We start from the raw sequence: 18,667 nt of genomic DNA, 5'->3' as shown, positions 1-18,667 counted from the left end.
CCGGCCGGGGCTCCCTTGGCGCGCCGATCACGTCCGTGCCCAATCGCAGAGCTGCCCGGCGATGCTTTCCAGCGGCAGCACCAGATCCGCCCCGTCCATTGCCACCAGCGCGCCCGGCATGCCCCAGACCACCGCCGTTTCCGCATCCTGCGCGATGACATGGCCGCCCTGCTGCCGCATGCGCGCCATCGCCCGCGCGCCGTCGGTTCCCATGCCGGTCATCAACACGCCCACCAGCGCCTCGGCCCCGATGACCTCGCAGGCGCTGTCCACCAGTCGGTCGGCGCTCGGATGCCATGGCAGGTCGGCGCGGGCAGGCGCCGAAAGCGCCACTACGTCCCCGAAGCGGCGCGACATGATCAGATCGGCATCGCCCCGCCCGATATAGGCTGTGCCCGGCTCCAGCGGCGTGGCCGCCGATACTTCGCGGACCGACAAGGCACATTGACGGTCAAGCCGCCGCGCAAGTGCTCCGGTAAAGCTGGCCGGCATGTGCTGCGCGATGACGATCGGCCAGGGGAAATCCGCAGGCAGCGGCTGGAGCAGCGCATCGAGCGCGGGCGGCCCGCCGGTGGAGACGCCCACCAGCACGGCGGCCACGCCCGTCAGCGGATCGTCCGCCAAACGCTGCTTCTTCCCTGCCGACCGCGCGCGGGGCTGGTCCGCCACCCGCGATATCCGTGCCCGCACGCGTTCCGTGAGGCGCCGCGATCGCGGTATCCGCGCGCCTGCCGCCATGCGTACCTTTTCGACAAGGGCCTCGGCGATCCGGTCGATCTCCAGCGAGATCGGGCCGCTGGGCTTGGCGATGAAATCCACCGCGCCGAGCGACAGCGCTTCCAGCGTCTCGTCCGCGCCTTCTGCGGTCAGAGCGGAAACCATGACCACCGGGCAGGGGTGTTCGACCATGATCCGGTCAAGGCAGGCCAGGCCGTCCATGTCCGGCATATGGACATCGAGCGTCACGACATCCGGGAGGAAAGTGCCCAGCATCGCCAGCGCCTCGGCCCCGCTGCGTGCCACGGCCACTTCGAAGCCGTGGCCGGAAAATATCTCGACCAGCAATTTGCGCATGAGCGCGGAATCGTCGACGACCAGCAGCCGCGTATCCGTCACGCCGCACCCGCTTTCCGCGTCGCGGCCGCCAGCAGGTCCCGCGCGGCCGCGTCGATCAGCGCAAAGGGGGATACCAGCAGCGCCATCCCGGCACTTCTATCCGAGGGGCCATCCCCTGGCGCATCCTCAAGTGCCGCGAAGCCTTCGAACGTCTCATCGGCCCGCCCTCCGGTGGGGACTGCCGTGGCGGCTGCCTCTGCCGAGAGGCGAACCATCCCGTAGATTTCCTCGACCAGAAATGCCGCGCGGCTGCCCCCGTGCGAGGCCACGATCAGCCGCTGCCGATCACCGGCCTCGGCCGCCCTGTCCAGTCGCTCCGCAAGGTCGATCACCGGCACCGCTTCGCCGCGCAAGTTGGCGACGCCGCGCAGCCATGACGGCGCCTCGGGGATCGCCGAAATCGCGCGCGGGGCCCTGGCAACGGCGTCCACCGCCACGGCGGGAACCGCAAGCCGGTGCGCCCCTGCGCGGAACGACAGGAACGTCTGCCCCTGCGCCTCGGCTCTGTCCGGCGCCGCCGCATCCGCCCGTTCCGGTGCAGTCATGTCGGCGCGCATCCGCGCGGTCACGTCCTCCGGCAGCAAGTGTGCGGCATCGAGCACGGAAACCAGACGCCCTCCTTCTGGCGGGCGGCAGATCGCCTGCACCACCGCTTCCGCCTCGCCCCTTACCAGCGCCACCGGCACCGGATCGATCCGCGCCTTCGGCGTGCGCAGCACATGGCGAAGCCGGTCCACCACCAGCCCTACCCGCGCGCCGCCGATCCGCACCACGACCACGCGGGAGTTTTGCGCGAGCGGCGCATCCATCGCCAACAGTCCGGCCAGCGAGAGCAACGGCAGCAGGCCGCCGCGATAGGCCATCGTGCCCAGCGCCGCTCCGATGGCTTGCGGAAGCGCGGCCACATCGTCGGCGGGCAGGCATACTTCCTCGATCTGGTCGAGCGGCAGCGCGAAATGCTGGCGGCCGACTTCCATGACCAGCAGCAACGCCTCATCGTCACGGAAGTCTGCGGCATTTGGCGCGACGGCGGGCGTGCTGGCCGCTGCCTTGATCCCGGCGCTACGTTCGCCGACCGGAAAGGCCTCTGCCAGCAGGGCTTCGAAATCGGACGCACGGTCTTCGCCGCCCGTTACCAGCCCGATCACTTTGTCGATCGCAAGCGCACACGGCCGCTCGCCGCCCAGCAGGAGCGCCTGCCGGGCCGGGGCATCGCAGCCATCCACCAGTCTGGCCGCAGACACTACCGGAAGCACCTGACTGCGAAAGCGGGCGACGCCGACAAGGCAGGCGGCGGCTTGCGGAACCACGGTTATCGGCGGCAGCGCGGCAACTTCGCGCACGCGCGCCGCGTCGATAGCCATGCGGGTGCCGCCCGACGTGAAGACAAGCAGCGCTTGCCCTGTCGCGGCGGCGGGCGCCGTCACCGCCTCAGCCCTTCCCTGCAGGCGAAACTGAGCCGGTCAATGAAACGGCGAGCGCGGCAATGTCCTCGATGGCCGCCGCAAGATCTTCCGCGCCCTGCGCCTGCTGGCGTGCGGCGACCCCTGCCTCTCGCGCCGCGCCTGCGGACAGTTCGGCGGCCTGCGCGATCTGCTCGCTCCCGCTACGGATTTCGCGCACCGAGCGCAGGATCGCATCGGCGCCGTCGCGGATCGTGGTGTTGTTGCGCGCGGTTTCGGCAAGGCTGCCGGTCATCCCCGCGAACCGTTCTACCGTCGCCTGATTGCGCCCCGCCTCGGTTTCGCCGGAGCTGGCAATCAGATCAAGATCGCGGCGGACTGTCGCCAGTTGATCCTGAATGCTCCGCACTGCGTCCTTGACGTCCTCGGCATTGGTCGTGGCTTCGCGCGCCAGCTTGCGGATATCGGCCGTGACTGTGGCGAACCCGGCGCCCGCCTCACCGGCGCGGGTTGCCTCGACCGCGCCGCTCACCGCCAGCATATTGGTCTGGAGCGCTATCAGCGCCAGCGCGTCTCCGATTTTCTCGATGCGGCGGCCGGTATCGCCCACATCGCCAAGCGCGACCAGAACCGTGCGCATTTCCTCCACCACGCCGGACATCCCGGCCACGAGCGCGGCGATGCGGCGGCTGGCCTCCTCGGTGGTTTCGACAATCCCGGTGATCTTTTCGACCGCGAACTGCGCGCGTTCCTGCGCTGCCATTGCCGACGTCTCGATCTGGCCCATCGCCGCGCTGGCCTGCATCGTTGCCGCGCCCTGGATCTGCGCGCCGCGCGCAATCTGCTCGATGGCGACGAGGATCTGGCCAGAGGCGCCCGAAAGCTCCTGCACCGTTGCCGAGAGTTCCTCGGCCGCCACGCCGACTTGCTCGACGGCCATCCCGCCATTGGTGCTGTCGGTGAGCAGAATGGTGAGCCCCCCCAGCGCTTCGGCCGTCTGCTGGCTCTCCTCAAGCGAGGTGGCCTGCTGTTCGATGGCCTGCCGCGCCTCGGCCGCCGCTGCCGACTGTTCTTCCGCCGCGCTGGCGATCTGCTCGGCGCCCTGCTCCGCCTCGTTCGCGGCCAGATCGGCCTCACCGGCAGCGGCGGCAATGGCCTGCGCGCCTTCGGCAAGGGTGGTCAATTCCTCGCGCGCGGCATCGAGCGAGGCGATCAGCGACTGGCTTCCTTCCGCTTCGCCGCTGGCATTGGCGGCAGCCGCGCGAACACGGTCGGCAACGGCGCGGATGGCGGCGGCGATATCGCCCGCCAGCGTCTGGATGTCAGACGCGCTGCTTTCGGACCGGTCGGCAAGCTCGCGCACTTCGTCGGCGATGATGGCAAAGCCGCGCCCGCCATCACCCGCCCGTGCGGCCTCGATCGAGGCGTTGAGCGCCAGCATGCCGGTCTGCTCGGAAATGTCGCCCACCGCGCGGCCGATGGCAACGATGGTGCCCGCCGCCTGCTCCAGTTTCGCCATCACGCCCACCGAAACCAGTTGGCGGCGTGCATTGAGGGTGATGGCGGCGGCGGAGGTTTCGATCTGCGCCGATGCCTCTCCGAAACCGGCCTGCACGAATTCGGTCTGGCGCTGCGAGGCCGCCGCGCGGTCGCTCGCCTCGCGGAAGTCGGCGCGCAGGGCGGTAATAAGACCCAGCGATTCCTGCGCGGCACCGGCGGCTTCTTCCGAGGCGCTCGAAATCTGATCGACCGCGCGCTGAAGCTCGGCGGCGGCGGCGGCGGCTTCGGCAAGGCCGCTGGCGAGTTCCTGCGTGGACTGGTCGATCCGTTCCGCCGCGTTCGCGGAACGGCCCCGCCCGCTGCGCACCGGACGTTTCGCGGGCGCCGTCATCGGCTTTTCCTCGGCAGCGGCCTTGCGGACCGGAGACCGGGCGCCGAGCGCGGATTTCTTTACCAAAGCCATTGCGATTCCCACGTGGTCCTGGACGAGATCGCACGGACATATGCGACCATGCGGACGAACGCCATCAAACAGTTGCGCCGTTGTCAGCCGATTTAGCTGATGCCCGCTCCCTTGCGGGAACCCGCCCTGTCATGGCGTGTTTTGCAAGGCATCCCCAAGGCATGCACGCGGATAAATTCGGGGGCCCGCAAAGGAGTAAGGGTCGTTGGCGTTACGGGCAGAGACTGGCGAGGGGTTCCTGTCTCACGACGGCGAACTCGCGCGCCGGATCGCAGCGCATGACTGGGCCTCGACCGCGATCGGCCCTATCGCCGGGTGGCCGATCAGCCTGAAGCACACGGTCGGTTTCATGCTGCCCTCCCCGGTGCCGCTGGTGCTCCTTTGGGGCGAGCAGGGCGTGATGATCTACAACGACGCCTATTCCCGCTTCGCCGGTGGCCGCGACAGCCGGTTGCTGGGCTCCAATGTCCGCGACGGCTGGGAGGAAGTGGCCGATTTCAACGACAACGTGATGAAAGTCGGCCTTTCCGGCGGCACGCTCAGCTACCGCGACCACGAACTGGTCCTCCACCGCGACGGCGCGCCCGAGCATGTGTGGATGAACCTGGACTACTCCCCCGTGCCGGGTGACGACGGCAAGCCCGGCGGCGTGATCGCCGTGGTCGTGGAAATCACCGAGGCCTATCACGCGCGCCAGGCGCTGGAGGAAAGCGAAACGCGCCTGCGTTTCCTTGACGAACTGGGCCGCGCGGTGTCGGACTGCCGCAGCGCCGATCGCATTCTCGCCATCACCAGCCGCCTAACCGCCGAGCACCTTGGCGTCTCTAGCTGCGCCTATGCCGACATGGACGCGGATGCGGACGGCTTCACGATCCGGGGGGACTGGCACGCACCGGGATCGCCCTCCATCGTTGGGCACTACAGCCTTGCCGATTTCGGCGCGCTGGCGGTGCGGGAACTGGGCGCCGGACGGCCGCTGATCGTCAGGGACAATGCCCGCGAACTGCCCTCTGCCGCGGCGCGGACATTCCAGGATATCGGCATTGCCGCCACCATCTGCATGCCGCTGGTCAAGGAAGGCCGGCTGGCCGCACTGATGGCCATTCACGACCGCAAGCCCCGCGACTGGACCGATTACGAGCTGAGCGTGATCCGCGAGGTCACGGACCGGTCCTGGGCCCATGTCCAGCGCGTCGGCGCCGAAGACCTTTTGCGTGAGCGGGAGGCCTACAACCGCCAGATCCTCGACAGCGCGAGCGACTACGGCATCATCGCCGCCGATCTCGACGGGCGGGTCACGCTGTGGAATGCGGGTGCCACGGCGATCCTTGGCTGGAGCGAGGCGGAAATGCTCGGCCAGCCGATGGAACTGATCTTCACCGCCCATGACCGCGCCGCCGGCCTGCCCGCCGCGATGCGGGCGCAGGCGCTGGAAACCGGCCGTGCCCATGAGGCCCGCTGGCACTTGCGCAAGTCCCACGAACCCTTCTGGGGCCTCAGCGAACTGATGCCCCTGCGCGGCAAGACCGGGGGCGCCATCGGCTTCGTCAAACTGCTGCGCGACCGGACACAGGAATACCGCGCGCAGGAAGCGCTCAACCTCAGCGAGGAGCGGCTGGCTCGCGCGCAGGCGGCGGGCGGCGTGGGCCTGTTCTCGATCGACATCCAGCGCGACACGATCGATGGAACCGCGGAATTCTGGCGGATCTTCGGCATCACCCCGGAAATATCCCACTCGACCCGCGCCATCGAGAATCTGGTCATCGGCGAGGACAGCGAACTCGTTTCGAGCAGCAAGCGCCGCCAGACCGGCGAGGCCGCTCTCGATGTCGAATACCGCATTCGCCGTCCCGACAATGGCGAGGAGCGCGTGATCGCCCGCAAGGCCAGTTTCGAATTCGACGCGGACGGCCGCCCTGCGCAAATGATCGGCGTAGTGCAGGACGTGACCGACCGCCGCCGCATCCAGCGCGCGCTCGAAAAGAGCGAGGCGCAGTTCAGCACGCTTGCCCAGAACATGCCCAATCAGGTCTGGACCGCGCGCGCCGACGGGCGGCTCGACTGGTTCAACGACCGGCTTTACAGCTATACCGGCCTTCCGCACGGCAGTCTGAAGGACAGCCGGTGGTCACGGATCGTCCACCCCGAAGACCGGCTAAGAGCGGCCCGCAAGTGGGCCGCCTCGCTCGCGACCGGGCGGATCTACGAAGCGGAATTGCGCCTGCGCGATTCCCGGGCCCTATACCGCTGGCATCTCGCCCGCGCGCTGCCGCTGCACGATGCCCACGGCGAGATCACCGCATGGGTGGGTACGAATACCGAGATCGAGGCGCAGAAGCGGGCCGAAGCCGCTTATGCGCAAGACCGCGACCGTTTGTGGACGATCAGCCGCGATTTGATGATGGTGGCCGATTACGCCGGGATCATCAGGGCGGTAAATCCCTCGGCCGAGCGCGTGCTGGGCTGGCGGGAGCAGGACATGCTGGGGCAGCCGATTTCCCGGTTCGTCCATCCCGACGACATCGAGCCGACCGCCCTGGAAATCGGCAAGCTGGCGGGCGGTTCCAACACGCTGGCCTTCGAGAACCGCTATTGCACCAAGGACGGCGAATACCGGCTGCTGGCCTGGACGGCCGTGCCGGACAACGGCCGCATCCACGCCATCGGCCGCGACATCACCGAGCAGCGTGCCATGGAAGACGCCTTGCGCCAGAGCCAGAAAATGGAGGCGGTGGGCCAGCTTACCGGCGGCATCGCGCATGACTTCAACAATCTGCTTCAGGGCATTACCGGCAGTCTCGACGTCATGCACAACCGCCTTGCCAAGGGGCGGACCGACGATCTCGACCGCTGGCTTCAGGGCGCGCGGACTTCGGCCGAGCGCGCCGCCGCGCTGACGCATCGCCTGCTGGCCTTCTCCCGCCGCCAGCCGCTCGATCCCCGTCCGGTACGCGCCAATCCGCTGATCGCCTCGATGGAGGACATGCTCCGCCGTTCGCTGGGCGAGCACATCGATCTGGAATTCGTGCTGGCGGGCGGGCTGTGGCAGACGCGGTGCGACCCCAACCAACTGGAAAGCGCGATCCTGAACCTTGTCATCAATGCCCGCGATGCCATGCCCGATGGCGGCAAGCTGACGATCGAGACCAGCAATGCCGATCTGGACGGCCTGGACCGCGCCCGCCAGCGCGAACTGACGCCGGGGCAATATGTCTGCATCGCCGTCAGCGATACCGGCGTGGGCATGAGCGAGGACACGGCTGCGCGCGCCTTCGAGCCCTTCTTCACCACCAAGCCGATCGGTCAGGGCACCGGGCTTGGCCTATCGATGATCTATGGATTTGCCCGCCAGTCCGAAGGGCAGGCGCGGATCTATTCGCATGAAGGGCGTGGTTCCACGATCAAGCTCTACCTGCCGCGCCATCGCGGACAGGGCGATATCGATGCCGAAAAGGCCGACGGGGCGAACCTGCCCGTCGCCCGCAGCGGCGAGATCGTGCTGGTCGTGGAGGATGAACCGGTCGTGCGCGGGCTGATCCTCGACGTGCTGGACGAACTGGGATACCGCTCGATAGAGGCCGCCGACGGCCCCGAAGGCCTTGCCATCCTGCAATCGGACGCACGGATCGACCTGCTTGTCACCGATATCGGCCTGCCGGGCCTGAACGGGCGGCAAGTGGCCGATGGCGGGCGCAGCTATCGCCCGGATCTCAAAGTGCTGTTCATGACCGGATACGCGGAAAACGCCGCGCTCGCCTCGGGTTTTCTCGAACCGGGCATGGCCATGATTACCAAGCCCTTCGCCATGGATGTCCTCGCCCGCCGTATTCGCGAGACCATCGAATGCTGACACTGCATCCTGCCCATTCGAGGTTCCCCAACAATGTCTGAACACGCCGCATCCGCCCACCCTGCCGACTTTCACGGACTGCGCGTGCTGGTCGCCGAAGACGAACTGCTGGTATCGATGCTGCTCGAAGACATGCTCGATGACCTCGGCTGCCACGTGATAGGGCCCTATGCCGCGCTGTCCCCCGCGCTGGAGGCGGCGCGGGCGGGGGCGTTCGATGTCGCGGTGATCGACATGAATCTTGCCGGCGAGCGATCCGATCCCCTGCTGGCAGAGCTTGCCGAACGCCGCATCCCGGTTGCCATCGCCAGCGGCGCCGGCCCGTCCGACCTTCCGGGGCAGCCTACCACCGTGTTGTGCAAGCCCTATAGCTTCGATCAGTTGGCCGATGCGGTGCGGACCTTGCACGATGCACGGACTCTGGATCGCCCGGGTAACGCCTGACGCGATTCGAAAACGGGGCGGATATCCGGCACTATAGAGACCGCGAAACGGCTGTTCCCGGCAGGTAGCGTCCGACTATTCACCTAATCAATTCATGTTGTTGTTCTTCCAGTCCAAGAGTATAGTGCGTCATCGATCACGTCCAAATCCACCTCCTGTCTGAGAGATCCGTATGAGGGGCAAGGTTACGATGATCGCGGCGACTGCTGTGCTCGCCGCGCAACCCACGAACACGCTGACCGCGCAGACGAGGCCGGCCGAACCGATCCAGACGCTTCCGGCGCCCGTGGATACGTCGTCCCCGTCGGTTCCCGGAGTGCAGCGGCCGACACCGCTACCCGCTCCCGTTCCGGGCCGGCCGCAAGTACGGCCACCCTCTGGCGGGGGACAGTCCGGAGGGGGACAGCGCCCCGTACCGCTTCCCGCGCCTGCCCCCGGACGGCCCAACGGTTTCGCGGGGCGCCTCACCTGCGAGTCACGCAACAACCGGACCGAGCGCTGCAATGCGCGGACCGAGAACCGCGTCGAACTGCTCACGCGATCCTCGCAGTGCGTTCGCGGGCAGAGCTGGGGCTACGACCAGCGCCAGATCTGGGTTTCGCGCAATTGCCGGGGCACTTTCGCTTATGGCTATGGCAACAATCACTGGCAGGATCAGGGGAATAACAACAACAGCGGCGGCGGGTTGAGCACCGGCGCGATCATCGGCGGCGCTGCCGTGGCGGCGGGGCTGGTGGCCCTGCTCAACAATCGCAACAGCCCGAGACCTTCGGGCGCTTCGCAGGGCAGCGTTCCCCCGCCGCCCACTGCAACGCCTACACCTACGCCAACGCAGCCGGAAACCCCGCCGCCGCCGACGGGCCCGTTCCAGCCGGGACCGCCTGCGACCGTCGTGGCGGATCTGTCCTCGCTACCGCCCGATGCGCGGCCCTCGATGAACACCTGCATGATGGAGGCCGCACGGCAAGTCGGCATAACCGGCGGAACACAGGTGCGGTTCGACAGGCTGGTCCATATCGAGCCCGGCAACGGCGGCTGGCGCTTCCGCGCGCAACTGATCGGCACATATCCCGATGGCGAGCGGATGTTGCCGCTGTTCTGCCGCGCAACGCCGACGCGGGTTGTGGAGCTTGATTTCAGGAACTGAGCCGCTTCCAAACAGACAAGCCCGGCGGCCCTGCCGATCCATGATCGACAGTGACCAGCCGGGCTTTTCGATAAAGGAAGTCCGATCAGTGGTGGAACAGCAGCCAAAGAACCAGAATTACCGGAATCGGCACACCGATCAGCCACAATAGAATACCCTTGCCCATGCGACTCTCCTTACTAGTTCTCCTCTGAACAACGAGTGCATGAGCCAACTGTTCCCGAATAATGCCGGGCATGATCGCACCTAATTTGCGTTAGTGTTCCCCGGATATTCAACGGAGCCGCTCGCATCTCGAAGCACAGACCGACCTCGGGGCCCGCGAACGAATTCGGCAGGCCCCCATCCTCCGTCGCCCCCGCGAAGGCGGGGGCCCCGCTTCCTTGCAGCCTTTCCGCTCACACCACGTCCCGAATCTGGGCCTTTCTGCCTCAAGAGTATTCAGTGGTCATTTCCGGCGGGCCCGTGCCGGTTCTCAGCGGCGCGCAACGGCGTTACCCTTTCCCGTCGACCCGGCAGAGCGAATCGACATGACAAAGGGAGCCCGAGCATGCCTCAGGAACGGGTCACGGTTATCGTGCCTGCTTTTCATGCCTCCGGAACGATAGAACGAACGGTTCGCTCGATCTTCGGCCAGCCGCAAGTGCGGCCTCGGGTCATCGTCGTGGTCGATGACGACGACGGCAAGACCGAGGCGGTGCTATCCGAACTGGCCGATCCCCGGATCGAAGTCGTGACCAACCCGAGCAACCTTGGCGCGCAGAAGTCCCGCAACCGCGGGCTGGCGATGGTCGAGAGCGAATACGTCATGTTTCTCGACAGCGACGATTTCGTCATGGGCGATCTGCTGCACGGCCTGACCCTCGCGCTGGCGGATGGCGCGGACATCGCGTTCGGCCCCTGGCTGTTCTACGACGAGGGCCGCAATCAGGCGAGCCGCCGCAAGCCGGCCTATGCCAATGCCGCCGAATTGCTCGACCGGTGGCTCGTTCGCAGACAGTGGACCCCGCCCTGCGCGGTCATGTGGCGCACCGAATTCCTGCGGCAGATCGGCGGCTGGGACGAGAAAGTCCGCCGCAATCAGGACGGAGAAGTCGTCTGCCGCGCCGCGCTCGCGGGGGCGCGGCTGGCGCATTCACCGCAGGGCTGCGGCGTCTATGTCCAACACGATTCCCCGCTGCGGATTTCCGGAAACCGATCGACGTTCGGCGATCTCGTCGAACTGGCAGAGGCCCTTCTGAAGCAGCCGACCGAGGCGCTGCCCGAAACCGAGCGTCAAAAGATCCTGGGCGACTATTTCTACTGGCTGGCCGACAGCGCCTTTCGCCGGGGCGACCGTGAGCAAGGCCGAGAGGCAGTGAAGCGCGGCGCGGAACTGGGCGGTGAACTGCGGCTCAATTCGAAGTTCCCCCGGCTTGGCGCGGCGGTCCTCGGGCTCGAAACCTATCGCGGCGTCACGTCCTGGATGCGCGGCGCGAACGACTGACGGCCCCGTTCGGCTCTTTACCCCTCTCCTTTAGAGTGATTGCGCCCGGACGCGGATATGCAGAGCATGGGCAGGTCCGCCATCCGTTCCCCCCGCACAAGGGCCGCCCATGTCCATGCCACCTTCGCGAGAGCATCATTGGGACGCAGTCAGGGGCGGGCTGATGCTGCTGGGCATCCCCTACCACGTCGCGCTGGCCTATCGGCCCGGGCGCGCATGGATGGTGCCGGTGATGGAAGGCGATCCGCTGATGACGGACATCGCCCATGTCATCCATATCTTCCGGATGCCGGCCTTCTTCCTGATCGCCGGCTATTTCAGCGCGCTTCTGCTTGCACGCCGGGACGCGCGGAGTTGGCTGCGCGGGCGGCTGGTGCGGATCGGCGTTCCCCTTGCCGTTTCGCTGGTGACCATCGTTCCGGTCCTGAACCTGCTCGCCGCCTCAGTACGCGTGGGAGACCTCACCGGCCTTCGCGCGCTCTATCCCACCACCGGCACCGTCCTGCGACACCTGTGGTTCCTTGCCGTGCTGCTCTATCTGCAATCGCTGACGGCGCTGGCCTGCACGATCCATCCGCCGCTGCGCACGCTGTCCGTCCCACGGCACTGGGATGAACTGACGACAAGGCGGTTCACGCTGTTCTTCATCGTCGTCGGCATAGGCGTTGCCGCTTACTGCGGGCTTGTTCTTGGAATGGCGCGCACAATGATGAGCGAAACGGACATTCTGCAAGGCCTGCTCCGGCTGGCCGACTTTCTGGCTGCTTTGCCCTTCTACATCATTGGCATGGTCCTCCACCGCGCGCCGGCGGTGCGCGCCGCCTTCGACCGGCCGCGCATCGCCATTATCGTGCTGACCCTGCTTGCCACGGGTGTTGCAGTCCATGCCGATCATCACCGGACCTGGCTGATGGAGCGCACCTTCGGCGGTTTCGCCGCGCTCGGCTGGGCCCAGTCATTGGTCGGGCTGGGCCGGACGTTCTTCCACCGCGAGAGCGCAGCGATCCGGACCGTGGTCGATTCCTCGCTGGTGGTCTATCTGTTCCACCTGCCGATCGCGATAGCTCTCACTATCGCAGGCTACCGCGTGCAGTGGGGGGTCTGGGTCGAATGGTCGCTCATCAGCGTGGCCACGTTCCTTGCCGCATTCACGATCTGGCAGGCGATCCGGCGGGTGCCGATGCTGAATTTCCTGTTCGCCGGAGTAGTCCCCCGGCGCAGCGAGCCCAGTCCCCCTCACCCGGCCGTCCCGCAGCCGGAAGGGCCTGCCTAACCGCTGCGCAGCGGGCGGAAACGCTCCGGCAGAATGTTTGCCGCCTGCCGCAGCATCGCGGCCATCGCCTGTCGGCCACCCGGCGTGCAGGCCTGCGCGGCGGCCGCACCGCAATAGCTCGCCACCAGCGCAATCGCGATCACCGCAGCGGTCGGCAAGCCCTGCCCGACAAGCGAGACCACGCCCCAGGCGAACAGCCCTCCGAGCAGGGAGGGCAACTGGACGAAATACATGAACCGCTGCGTGACCGGCGTGCCCAGTGTGGCATAGCGATAGAGCAACGGCGCAGTGGCAAGCTGTCCGATGAAATAGGCCTGCGCCACGCCCGCCGCGCCCCAGCGCACGCCGATGATGAAGCTGACGATGCTGACAGTGCTGGAAAAGATCCCCCAGTACATCATGCGCCGGGTGTTCCCGCTGCTGATGTAGAGCCATGCGGTGGTGTTCGGCACACATTGCACGATGGCGGTGAGGCTCAGCCAGAAGAAGATCGGACTCGCTGCCGCCCAGCGCGGGCCGAGCAGGAAGGGAATCAGCCGGTCCGAGCAGATTGCCGCCGCGAGTATGCCCGGCATCGATCCCAGCGCCAGCGCGCGCAGCGCCAGTTCGTAGACACGGCGGTAGCGTTCGGGCTCGTCGCGGACGCGGCTGAGCACCGGAAGCATGATGCGGGCAAGCGGCTGGTTGATGTTCTGGAGCGGGAACAGCATCAGTTTATAGCTGCGATCATAGAGACCCACCGCGTCGGCGCCGTGCACTTTGGCGATGATGACGTTGTCGAGGTTGCGCGCGAAGAAGTTGACGAGGTTGAAGCCGGTCAGGTTCGCCCCGAACACCACGAGGTGGCGCACTCCGGCAAACGACGCGCCAAGGCGCGGGCGCCATCGGCAGGCCCGCCACATCATCGCCGTACTGACCACGGCATTGAGGAAAATGCCCAGCCAGATCGCCCAATAGCTCATCAGGATCAGCGCCGCGATGGTCGTCAGCACGAAGGTCAGTATCGAAACGACGATGTCGTTGATGCTGAGGGCGTGGAAGCGCATCTCTCGGTTGAGCAGTGCCTGATGCTGGAGCTTGAGGCCGGTGACAAGAATGGTCAGGCCCGTCGCCGCCGTGACGTATCCGGCGCGCGCATCGCTGTAGAACGCGCCTGCCAGCGGCGCCAGCGCCACCATCGCCAGAGCCGCCACGATCGAGACGAGTACGTTCAGCCAGAACAGCGCGTTGGAATGCTCGTTGTCGAGTTCGCGCGTCTGCACCACCGCCTGCGTGAAGCCGAGGTTCTGGAACGTGAGCACCAGACCCGTCAGCGGCGCCACCATTGCGGCGACGCCATAGTCGGAAGGCGATAGAATCCGGGCGACGACGATGGTGGTCGCCATCGTCCCCACCACCTTGACGAATTGGGCGACGGCAGTCGATGCCAGCCCCCGGGCGGCATGTCGGCCGATTTCGTGAGACTGTGCCATCCCCCGGCTATCCGCCTGTGGCCGTTCGCAATCGGTGCTTTGGCAATGGGATCATGATGGCCACCTTTCGCTGCAACCCCGCAAGGCAGTTCAACGGCAGACAGCGTACCTAGTGCTGCACCGCAGCACCATCACTCCAATGGCCCAAACCGCCTGCATATGGCGGCGCATCGGGATAACGGCGGCTCCGGAGCGAGGCTCAAAGAGACCGGGCGGGTGCTTTTGGGTTATTTTCCAGGTCGCCCAGTGCATGGCGTCGGATACCAGACCCGTCTCAACGGCAAGATCCGTTTGCATCCACAGCGTCGGCGCCCCCGCGAAGGCGGGGGCCCCGCTCCCTTCGCGACCTCTCGTTTTTGCGCAAGGAAGCGGGATCCCCGCCTTCGCGGGGATGACGGGATATTTTGCGGGGCCGATATCTTGCTGACCAAGTAGGTGGGGTCCGGCCTTCACCACGCTAAAAAAAGGGGAGCCATCACGGCTCCCCTTTCCGGCTGCACAAAAAGCGCAGCGAAGTTCAGAGCGTTCCATCGGGATCCGAAAAGGCCGAACCCGACCCGATCGTGCCCGGTCCCACGCGCAAGTTGTTCTGCACATGGCGCACGCCCGATACCTCATCCGTGAGGTCCTCCGCCCGGCGCTTTTCGGCACGGCTGTCCACCGTGCCATCCAACGTCACTTCGCCGTCTGCCACGGTAACCCTCACGCGGCTGGCATCGACGCGCCAGTCGTTGGTGAGGCTGTCATGCACATCCTCGCGAATGCGCTCGTCCGAGCGGGTAAAGTCGCTCGGCCCGCGACCGCGATGATCGACGTGGCGACGGTGCGCGGCTTCCTCATTGCCGAACCAGCTGGCGATCTCGTCCCCCGCACGCTTCAGGAAGCCGCGCCGTTCGCCATATTCGCGCCAGTCGCCATAGTCGTCGCGCGAAAAGCCGAATGTCGGGCGGTAGCTATTGCTGGGGTGCATGCCGCCCCCGAACCCGCCGCCGATACCGCCATGGCGTACGTAGTTATCGTGTCCGCCATAGTCGCCGCTGGTGAAGCTGGAGAACGTATCGCCGGAAGCGCCGTCGAAGTTGTGGATCGGATATTCCACATCCCTGGGCCGCTGATCGCCCCTGCCATAGGCCGCGCGCGGGTCCGACGGATATGGGTAATCCGGCCCAAGCCGACTGGCAAAGCCGCCGTCATCGATATCGGTACGCGGATCGGGAATATACCGCCCTTCCGGGTCGGGCGGGGCGGGGCGATTGTTGTCGTCCTGATCCCGGAAACCGCCGGCCTGACGGGAAGGCCCGTCCTGCCACTGCCCTGCCTGTCGCGGCACGTCCCAGCGGCCTTCATCTCCTTGATACCCGCCCGGTTGCTGACCGCGGGTGCTCGAATCGCGTCGGTTCATCGGTGCTCTCCTTGATCGCTGCGCTCGGCGCGATGTTCGCGGCGCGAACTCTCGCCCCACGCCGCACACTGCGCTCCATCAAGGAAACGAAACAAACGGCATTCCTATCCACTGTCCGCCGCCCAAACTGATGATTCTGTCGCAGGTCTGTCGCAGGCATTCGGCTTCTCTCGGGGGTTCGATCGGGAGATCGTTCTTTCGAAACAGCCCGCCGCAAGTCGGCTAGGAGTGTCTCGGAAATGACGCGCTGAGGCGCTAAACGCATGCTCCGCGACAAGGAGCGAACGCCCCGCGCGGATGGAGGAGTCTGGATGAAGATCTATACCCTGAAGTTCCTGGACGACGGGAACGGAGGCGCGCGGCGCCTCGATTTTGGCGCCAGCGATCTGGCCGAAGCGCTGATCGTGGCGCACCGCAAAGCCGCCAAGTGCACCGCCGAACTCTGGCAGGGCGCCCGCAAGCTCTGCACCATCCGCCGTGAAGGCGCCGGTGGCCCCATGCAGTCCGCGCGGTTTCTCTCCGCCTACTGAAAACCCCATCCAAGCACTGTAAACTGCACGGCAAAAGGCCGGGCCGGAAGTCCGTCTCCAGCTCGGCCCTTCGTGCGCGCCGCGAAGGCGATGTGCACCGTCTCCCTTCAATAAGACTTCCCTCTTCGCATCCGACCGCCTAGAGGGCCCCTTTCCCCGGGGGGCCGCTGACGTGCGGCTGAGAGGTGGTCAACAGGCCGCGACCCGCTGAACCTGATCCGGTTGATACCGGCGTAGGGAGGGATGGCGGTGCGTCCGTTGTCTCTCCATGTGGAGTGGATACGAGACGATGGCCGGTGGTTTTACGTATTTCGGGGGAGCGGCGCTGGCGTTCCCGGCTTTGCTTCTCGCGACCCCGGCGGCGGCCGAGGCAGGCGATGCCAATCCCCGCGACATCCAGGTCGTCGGCCACCCCGATCCCGAAGGCCTGCTGCCGGACCAGACCGCGCCCAAGGCCATCAGCGCGATCTCGGCCGACTTCATCGTCAAGCAGGCGCCGACGCTGAACGCGTTCCAGCTGGTCAATCTGCTGCCCGGCGCCAATGTCTCGTCGAGCGATCCCTATGGCCTGTCGACCAGTTCCAGCCTGACCCTGCGCGGACTGGGGCAGGACGAGATCGGCGTCCTGATGGAAGGCGCGCCGCAGAACGACATCGGCTATTACTATGCCTATCCCTCGCAGTTCGCCGATGCCGAGAACGTGCGGCAGATTTCGCTCGCGCAAGGCGCGGTCGATATCGATGCCCCGCTGGTGGGCACGGCGGGCGGCCTGCTCTCGCTGTCGCTGGACGATCCCAAGGCGCAGCGCGGCGGCTTGGTCAATCTCTCGCTCGGTTCCTACAACGAACGGCGCGTGTTTGCTCGGCTGGACAGCGGCGAGATCGGCAACAGCGGGCTCAAGGCCTTCGTCTCCTATTCGAACAACCGCGCGGATAACTGGCGCGGTGCCGGCTACGACACGCGCCAGCACGTCGACGCCAAGCTGCTGGGCGAATGGGGCGACGGCAACCGCGCCAGCATCGCCCTGTCCTTCAACGAGGCCAAGACATCGACCTATCCCAGCCCCACGCTGGCCGAGTGGCAGGAATACGGGCGCAGCTTCAATTACGACAAGCGCTATACCGACGGCGACACCAATTACTGGCGCCTCTATCGCAGCCCGTTCCGCAACTTCTATGTCGCCGCGCCGCTGCATCTCAAGCTGAGCGATGCGCTGACCTTCGACAGCACCGGCTACCTCCAGTTCGGATACGGCAATTCGCCCTACGGCACGCAGCTGACCGAGACCGGCAACTTCCTCGGCACCGAGGAACTGACGCAGCCGATCGCGCTGCCCGGCGCCGTGGACGGCGTCGCCACCGTGCTCGGCAATTACACCGGCAACCAGTTTCGCGGCGGCAATGTCAGCAAGCTGACCCTTGAGACGGGCGCGCACCGGTTCACCGCCGGGCTCTGGTTCGATTACGGCACCGACCGCGTCAGCCAGTCCTACACCTCCATCGATGCGGACGGCCGTCCGACCGACCCGTGGGGCCGACAGGCCAACGCGATCCGGACCGCCGACGGCCGCCTGCTCGCTTACGAGAACATCCGCACCGAAACGGTGACCAAGGGCTTCTTCCTGGCCGACAGCATCACGATCACCCCGCGCCTTGGCGTGGAGATCGGCTTCAAGGGCGTGAACGTACTGCGCAACGGCGACAATTACCTGCCCGGCCCGCAGCAGAAAGTGCGTCTGAACAGCTCTGCCGCGCTGCCCCGCGCCGCCGTGCATTACCGGCTGGACGACCGCCAGCAAATCTTCGCCAACGTCACCACCAATTTCCGCTCGCCGAACGAGTTCACGCTCTACGACACCTATTACGGCGATGAACTCGTCAGCCAGGGCACGAACGCGCTCAAGAACGAGTATTCGGTCTCCGAGGAACTGGGCTATCGCTACATCGGCCCCAGCCTGTCGTTCTCGCTGACGGCCTTCCACTATCACTTCCGCAACCGGCAGGTGGCGACCGTGATCGACAACGGCGGGGCGCTGGTCAACTCGACGATCAATGCGGGCAGCCAGACGTCCTACGGTCTGGACGGCGAAATCGACTATCGCCCGGCCAAGGGCGTCAGCGTCTATGTCTCGGGCGAATATCTCCACGCGCGGCTGGACGACGACCTTCCCGTCGGCGGCGACTTCCTGCCGACCAAGGGCAAGCGCGCCGTATCGAGCCCCTCGTTCCAGTTCGGCATGGGCAGCACGTACGACGACGGACGCCTGTTCGGCAGCACCGCGCTCAAGTATGTCGGACGCCAGTATTCGACGTTCATGAACGACGAGAGCATCAAGGGCTATGCCACGCTCGATCTCTCGGTCGGCGTGCATCTGGCCGGGCTGATCGATGCCCAGCGCATGGACCTGCGCCTCAATGCGATCAACGTGACCAACCCGCATGTGCTCTCCGGCGTCCAGACCGTCAGCAGCAATGCGCAGGACACGTTTGGCCGCAACGGCACGCTCATCTCCGGCTTCGCGCCGGCCTATTATATCGGAAGCGGGCGCGCCTTCGTGGTGACGCTCTCGCGCGCGTTCTGA

General features: G+C 66.3%; 12 protein-coding genes and 1 riboswitch. Of the genes, 7 read left to right on the top strand and 5 right to left on the bottom strand.

What is annotated here, in order from left to right:
• Positions 1-27: 27 nt before the first annotated feature.
• From cheB to AC1VVM_RS18315, 3 genes are read right to left on the bottom strand one after another with little or no spacing between them, the layout of a single operon-like run.
• Positions 28-1,074: a chemotaxis-specific protein-glutamate methyltransferase CheB gene (gene cheB, locus AC1VVM_RS18325; RefSeq protein ID WP_482957347.1), complete on the bottom strand. Its 1,047-nt coding sequence runs from the start codon at positions 1,072-1,074 to the stop codon at positions 28-30.
• A 38-nt stretch (positions 1,075-1,112) separates the two neighbouring features.
• Positions 1,113-2,543, bottom strand: coding sequence for a chemotaxis protein CheW (locus AC1VVM_RS18320; protein WP_482957024.1), 1,431 nt, complete (start codon positions 2,541-2,543; stop codon positions 1,113-1,115).
• A 4-nt stretch (positions 2,544-2,547) separates the two neighbouring features.
• Entirely contained in the window at positions 2,548-4,482 is a 1,935-nt protein-coding gene (locus AC1VVM_RS18315; protein WP_482957023.1) for a methyl-accepting chemotaxis protein, read from the bottom strand.
• A gap of 205 nt (positions 4,483-4,687) precedes the next feature.
• On the opposite strand from AC1VVM_RS18315, the gene AC1VVM_RS18310 reads away from it, so the two are divergent.
• From AC1VVM_RS18310 to AC1VVM_RS18290, 5 genes are all read left to right on the top strand, one after another.
• On the top strand, positions 4,688-8,332 hold the full coding sequence (locus tag AC1VVM_RS18310; protein ID WP_482957022.1) for a PAS domain S-box protein: 3,645 nt from the start codon (positions 4,688-4,690) through the stop codon (positions 8,330-8,332).
• Between the two features lie 33 nt (positions 8,333-8,365).
• Positions 8,366-8,776 carry a response regulator gene (locus AC1VVM_RS18305; protein ID WP_482905227.1) on the top strand — a complete coding sequence of 137 codons (411 nt, stop codon included), beginning with the start codon at positions 8,366-8,368 and terminating at the stop codon, positions 8,774-8,776.
• 172 nt (positions 8,777-8,948) lie between these two features.
• Entirely contained in the window at positions 8,949-9,923 is a 975-nt protein-coding gene (locus AC1VVM_RS18300; RefSeq protein WP_482905226.1) for a DUF3011 domain-containing protein, read from the top strand.
• 550 nt (positions 9,924-10,473) lie between these two features.
• Positions 10,474-11,409 carry a glycosyltransferase family 2 protein gene (locus tag AC1VVM_RS18295; RefSeq protein ID WP_482957021.1) on the top strand — a complete coding sequence of 312 codons (936 nt, stop codon included), beginning with the start codon at positions 10,474-10,476 and terminating at the stop codon, positions 11,407-11,409.
• Between the two features lie 109 nt (positions 11,410-11,518).
• Positions 11,519-12,682 (top strand): acyltransferase family protein, encoded by a 1,164-nt coding sequence (locus AC1VVM_RS18290; RefSeq protein ID WP_482957020.1) that lies wholly within the window; start codon positions 11,519-11,521, stop codon positions 12,680-12,682.
• Here AC1VVM_RS18290 and AC1VVM_RS18285 read toward each other — a convergent pair.
• Both AC1VVM_RS18285 and AC1VVM_RS18280 read right to left on the bottom strand, forming a co-directional pair.
• Positions 12,679-14,154, bottom strand: a complete 1,476-nt coding sequence (locus AC1VVM_RS18285; RefSeq protein WP_482957019.1) for a lipopolysaccharide biosynthesis protein — start codon at positions 14,152-14,154, stop codon at positions 12,679-12,681. The two genes, AC1VVM_RS18290 and AC1VVM_RS18285, sit on opposite strands and share 4 nt — an antisense overlap.
• A 517-nt stretch (positions 14,155-14,671) precedes the next feature.
• Complete coding sequence (locus tag AC1VVM_RS18280; RefSeq protein ID WP_482957018.1) at positions 14,672-15,556, bottom strand: BON domain-containing protein; 885 nt, start codon at positions 15,554-15,556, stop codon at positions 14,672-14,674.
• Between the two features lie 311 nt (positions 15,557-15,867).
• Here AC1VVM_RS18280 and AC1VVM_RS18275 point away from each other — a divergent pair, with 311 nt between their 5' ends.
• Both AC1VVM_RS18275 and AC1VVM_RS18270 read left to right on the top strand, forming a co-directional pair.
• A complete protein-coding gene (locus AC1VVM_RS18275; RefSeq protein ID WP_132386059.1) occupies positions 15,868-16,086 on the top strand; it encodes a hypothetical protein in 219 nt (72 codons plus the stop codon).
• Between the two features lie 147 nt (positions 16,087-16,233).
• Positions 16,234-16,343, top strand: a riboswitch (TPP riboswitch).
• 32 nt (positions 16,344-16,375) lie between these two features.
• A complete protein-coding gene (locus tag AC1VVM_RS18270) occupies positions 16,376-18,667 on the top strand; it encodes a TonB-dependent receptor (RefSeq protein WP_482957017.1) in 2,292 nt (763 codons plus the stop codon).

It is taken from the genome of Novosphingobium sp. BL-S-33, assembly GCF_056857025.1.
Note: the sequence above shows the minus strand (reverse complement) of the source record. Positions and strands in the feature narration are given on the sequence as shown.

Excerpts from the sequence above, each read along its gene's own strand:
- cheB (WP_482957347.1), bottom strand. The coding sequence starts at position 1,074 with ATGCGCAAATTGCTGGTCGAGATATTTTCCGGCCACGGCTTCGAAGTG.
- AC1VVM_RS18315 (WP_482957023.1), bottom strand. The coding sequence starts at position 4,482 with ATGGCTTTGGTAAAGAAATCCGCGCTCGGCGCCCGGTCTCCGGTCCGC.
- AC1VVM_RS18305 (WP_482905227.1), top strand. The coding sequence starts at position 8,366 with ATGTCTGAACACGCCGCATCCGCCCACCCTGCCGACTTTCACGGACTG.
- AC1VVM_RS18300 (WP_482905226.1), top strand. The coding sequence starts at position 8,949 with ATGAGGGGCAAGGTTACGATGATCGCGGCGACTGCTGTGCTCGCCGCG.
- AC1VVM_RS18295 (WP_482957021.1), top strand. The coding sequence starts at position 10,474 with ATGCCTCAGGAACGGGTCACGGTTATCGTGCCTGCTTTTCATGCCTCC.
- AC1VVM_RS18290 (WP_482957020.1), top strand. The coding sequence starts at position 11,519 with ATGTCCATGCCACCTTCGCGAGAGCATCATTGGGACGCAGTCAGGGGC.
- AC1VVM_RS18285 (WP_482957019.1), bottom strand. The coding sequence starts at position 14,154 with ATGGCACAGTCTCACGAAATCGGCCGACATGCCGCCCGGGGGCTGGCA.
- AC1VVM_RS18280 (WP_482957018.1), bottom strand. The coding sequence starts at position 15,556 with ATGAACCGACGCGATTCGAGCACCCGCGGTCAGCAACCGGGCGGGTAT.
- AC1VVM_RS18275 (WP_132386059.1), top strand. The coding sequence starts at position 15,868 with ATGAAGATCTATACCCTGAAGTTCCTGGACGACGGGAACGGAGGCGCG.
- AC1VVM_RS18270 (WP_482957017.1), top strand. The coding sequence starts at position 16,376 with ATGGCCGGTGGTTTTACGTATTTCGGGGGAGCGGCGCTGGCGTTCCCG.